The sequence below is a fragment of the Gluconobacter oxydans genome (assembly GCF_006539685.1).
GTDB classification, from domain to species: Bacteria; Pseudomonadota; Alphaproteobacteria; order Acetobacterales; family Acetobacteraceae; genus Gluconobacter; species Gluconobacter oxydans.
On the sequence record NZ_BJNM01000061.1, the window covers coordinates 1 to 4,339 of the forward strand.

6 protein-coding genes are annotated in these 4,339 nt (G+C 51.9%); all 6 read right to left on the reverse strand.

Annotated features, from left to right (window positions below; all coding sequences use genetic code 11):
• Positions 1-346: hypothetical protein (locus GOX01_RS12185; protein WP_255314071.1), on the reverse strand; the 346-nt coding region annotated here is incomplete at its 3' end.
• A 177-nt stretch (positions 347-523) separates the two neighbouring features.
• Complete coding sequence (locus GOX01_RS12190) at positions 524-1,069, reverse strand: helix-turn-helix domain-containing protein (RefSeq protein ID WP_307722828.1); 546 nt, start codon at positions 1,067-1,069, stop codon at positions 524-526.
• A 469-nt stretch (positions 1,070-1,538) separates the two neighbouring features.
• The gene (locus GOX01_RS12195; protein WP_165919976.1) at positions 1,539-2,678 is read right to left on the reverse strand and encodes a virulence-associated E family protein; all 1,140 of its coding nucleotides are present in this window, start codon (positions 2,676-2,678) and stop codon (positions 1,539-1,541) included.
• A 110-nt stretch (positions 2,679-2,788) separates the two neighbouring features.
• Entirely contained in the window at positions 2,789-3,034 is a 246-nt protein-coding gene (locus GOX01_RS12200; RefSeq protein ID WP_131973952.1) for a hypothetical protein, read from the reverse strand.
• Entirely contained in the window at positions 3,031-3,240 is a 210-nt protein-coding gene (locus tag GOX01_RS12205) for a hypothetical protein (protein WP_131973953.1), read from the reverse strand. The genes GOX01_RS12200 and GOX01_RS12205 overlap by 4 nt, the downstream gene beginning before the upstream one ends.
• Before the next feature lie 274 nt (positions 3,241-3,514).
• On the reverse strand, positions 3,515-4,072 hold the full coding sequence (locus GOX01_RS12210) for a recombinase family protein (protein WP_062268773.1): 558 nt from the start codon (positions 4,070-4,072) through the stop codon (positions 3,515-3,517).
• Positions 4,073-4,339: the final 267 nt, after the last annotated feature.

Genomic DNA, 4,339 nt, shown 5'->3' on the forward strand with positions numbered 1-4,339 from the left:
CCCGTGCCTCTAACCCTGCCAGACGCTCTCGGAGGGCGGCATTTTGTTCCCGGCTATCCAGTAGCGCCGTGGTCAAATCCTCAATCCGATGGGCCTGTTTGACCGTAACACCAGTTAGGTTTTCGACCGTATCCCTTAACGTCTCCAAGGCTTGGCTTTCTGCGGGTTTCTTTGGGGGTACGGCTGTTTCCATCCGTTCCGTGTCATCGGGAACTAGAACCCTGACGATGCCGTCATTGCCCTTCCCACGCTTCCACCCAGCCCGGCGGACCCGCTGTTTAGCGGCTGGAACGGTAATGTTCCACTGGTCAGCAAGTTCCTGATAGGTGAAGCGTTGGCGTGTCATGCGGTTATCCGTGGCAAGAGATACGCCTAAACGATACAGGCATATCCCCATCGTAGCCACGCTATACCCCGACACCTGTGGCTGAGATAAGGCATGAGTGAAGGCGTACCCTCCCCAGTGGCTCCGTTCTTCCTGAGCCTTTGCGGTGCTGGTTTTTGGTTTGTCGGTGCGGGCTGATTAACCCGGTGACGGTTTAGGCGGCGTCTCTGCCGCCCATGAGGCTATTACGTCGAGCCATTCGCTCTTTGATCTGGGCCGATAAGAGAAAATATCTCTTTGAGAATATAATCCGCTGCCATTTTGGCACTTAGAAAGAAATGCCTGTTTTCTGCGGGCAAGGGCATCACGGAGACGCTGGGCAGCATGAGCGGCGGCGGCTCTGGCCTGCTCCAATGGTTTAACGATAAGCCGGTACCGATTAGGACCGTTACAGACGCGCCCTGATACCCTCTGACGCTGGCGGGTCCGTTCCACTATTCCCAGCCGATAAGCGGTCTCTAGGGCGCGTATAACGCTGCGAACGGAACAACCGGCGCGGGCGGCAATACTCTCATGAGACGGGAATAACCCACGGTGTCCCTGAAAGCTGGCGAGTGCCTGGAGAACTAGATGCGTTGTCGCGGTGATCTGTTTGGACTGTGAGAGGGTCCAGAGTTGAGCGGGAAACGTGGTCATGTCGGTCCTTTCAGGACCCAGCGAACACTTCCCAAGACAAACAGGCATTGAACCAAAAGAGGACCAAAGCTATATTGTCTATCGGATGCCTAAGCGGGCTAAATCGCTTTTGCATCTGAACGCTGGGCTAACAGCGAGTTTCGAGGCGGTTGGAGTTCCTAGGCTCCGCCGCCTCACTTATTTCCGACATACTGCATCGCATGACATGAGTCTGACAAGAGGCGACCGTGAAAGCCGCCCTCCGTTTTATGCGTCCTAGTTCCAGCACTAACAGCACTAAACAGCACCAAGTTTAGCACCTAGAAAATGGCTGTTTTCTGCCGTTTTTTAAGGTTTAGTGCTAAAGTGCTAATAAAATCCCCAAACTTTTTATTGAGAATACCCCCTAATCTAAAAGTTTGCCGGAAAATCCAGCACTTCAGCACTAGATGCCAAAAAATGGCGGTTTTCTGCGGAAAATTAGGTGCTAATTCAGTGCTAAACTTCAGCACCAAACTAGCACCAATTCAGCACTAGATTAGTTTTCTAGCACCCAGCGGTCACTCTGCTGGCCTGTCCTGCGCTGAACCCAGCCTAGTTTTTGCAAGCAATCCCTCACAGTTGCCCTGTCTGCTCGGTTGGCGGCTGTCTTGCCAATCGGAACATTGAGAAGACCTGAAACTGTGACTTCCTTCATATCGGGATGAGTTCTGAAGTGTGTTTCCAGTGTGCCAAGCCACGGGTGATCGTCATACCGTTTTTCTTGCTCTGGCCTGATATTTTCCACCTCAAACGATGCGTCCGGCCACCACTTTTCCCGGCGCTGGTAAAGATGGAACGCCTCTGCAAAAAGCTGATCTCTGGCTTCCTGCAAGCCGTCAATATCGCATGGCTCGCCGTTCACGCCACACTTAACAGGCCACACGCGACGGTCTCCCGTACTGTCCCTAAGGTACTCTTTTCGGTTGGTCGTACCCACGAGAACGCACTGACGCGGCTGTGTGATCTCATTGCGACCATACGCGGGACGGTAGGTCTCATGGGTTCGCGTAAGGAACGCTTTGAGCGCCTCTGTATCTGCACGGGATGCTGCACTCATCTCGGCAACCTCGACGAGCCATTTTCCTGCGAGGTGAGATGCTAAGTCCTTCGATCCTTCGCGTATGGGCGGAAGACTGTCTGAAAAATACCGAGAGCCACCCGCAAGCACTTTGCAGGCTGTGCTTTTTCTTATTCCCTGATTGCCCTCAAAAATAAGAACATGGTCATTTTTGCACCCCGGTTCCATCACACGGGCCACCATTCCAATCAGGAACAACCGACCCACGCCCGCCGTGTATTCGCTATCCTCAGCACCGAGAAAATCATGCAGCCATGTGTCGAGACGTTGCACGCCGTCCCATTCCAGCCCCGTAAGATAGTCACGAATTGGGTGATAGGCGTTTTCTTCCGCTACTGACTGAATCGCCGCGCTCACCTGCTGGGTTGAGAAATTAAGGCCGTGAGAACGTGCTAGGGCAGCACTGACGGCGGTATAGTCGGAATCCGTCAATTCACGCGGCCCATCCTGCGGCATAGGCTGTCCCGTTACGGGAGAAGGAAGCGCCTGATGCACCTCGGTCTTGCCGGTAAACGTGTTGAGACGGAACGCTGCCGGGAACGCCTGAGAGGTAAGCAAGCAGCAATTTGCTAGGCAAGGCACCGGCTTGTCGTCTCTGTTCTTCACTAGAGGAGGGACCCCCCCGGACATAGCCGGGAGGGGATGATGGATATATCCAAGGGAGGTCATTATTCAGCCCCTCCGCGTTCTTCCTGAAACTGATATTCTCGCCAATCTGAATACAGACAAGAAATTGCACCATAAGGCGGAATAGAAACTTCAGGATGCGCCGCCACGAAGCTGATTAAATCTTCTTCGGAATCAATTTCAGGAATGGGGCGTGTCTCTGCTCGGAGGCTAGAAAGAACGGCGTCCCGACCATTGGCGACCTTCGGCGATTCGCTTCGGATAAAATCAGAAAATGAAATACTCATTCTGCGCCTCCCTTAGAGCGGAGGGCAGTAATACGGGTATTTTCCGAAACAAGTTTTGCAATATCCGTGATATGATCGGCACGGATTGCTTTTTTTCCAAGTATGGTTTCAGACTTTACTTTACCAGACTGAACCCATTTATACGCCGTTACTGTGGCGATTTTTACTTTCCCCGCCATTTCGGGAACTGTTAGATAATTAGACATTTGTTTTACTTTCTGTTTCTGGGTTATTGTTTCTTTTAGAATCCCATTGACAGAAAGAGAGCCGAATCATATATTCGTATTTGTAAGACAGATACATTTTCCGGTTCCCTTTCCGTTTAACCTGATTCATTCCGCCGGGTGGCGGTGTCAAAGACCCTGAGTCACAATGACTCATAGTCAGATATAGATACTTACGTGTATCATGTCAAGGGAAATGCAGAAAAACTGCATGTTTTTTCGCGTCTGCACTCCTAAAAAATAAAAGCCTTATATTTCAGTGCTTTAGATACGAATAAAGCGTTTCCCGGCTGATTCCCAAATCACGGGCAATCTGGGCCTTTGGTTCGTTTGCAGAAACGCGGGTCTTTAGTTCTGCGATCTGTTCCGGGGATAGCTTCGGCTTGCGTCCGGGGTTGCGACCGGCGGCTCTTGCCTGCTCTTGGCCCTCGCGTTGCCTCTCTCGAATGAGCGCCCTTTCCATTTGAGCAAAAGAACCCATGACCTGAAGGATCATGGTCTGCATGGGGGATTCATCGCCAGTGAAGGTAAGGCCCTCTTTCATGAACCGGACGCAAACGCCCCGGCCTGTGAGGGTCTGCACTAGGTCGAGCAAATCAGCCAAATTTCTCGCAAGTCGGTCGATGGAGTGACAGATGATCGTATCGCCCTCCCGGACATAGCCGAGCATATCGTTAAGCGCCGGGCGATTGCGTGTGCAACCTGAGCATTTATCCGTGAAGGTCTTATCTACCTTCACCCCGTCAAAAGTCTGCCTGTCTGTGTTCTGATCCACTGAAGAAACCCTAACATACGAGACGATCTGGCCTGCCATGATGAAAGCTCCCTTGTGTGTAAGGAAACCTCTAGGGCATATCATGACAGTGTGTCAATAAATTAGTTTTCTATGTTTTCCTGACACCCAAAAATCCCAGTTCTCTGCCACCCGGTCATCTGTCAAGAAGGGTATGCGATCCTGACAGTCAACCGAACGGCCACCAACGGCGGCTACGCTTCAACGTGACACCGTAGCCCTGTTGTATCCTACGCTCTGTATCTGCTGGATTATGGGGCCGGGCAGGTTCTGTGGTCTCTGTGGCTT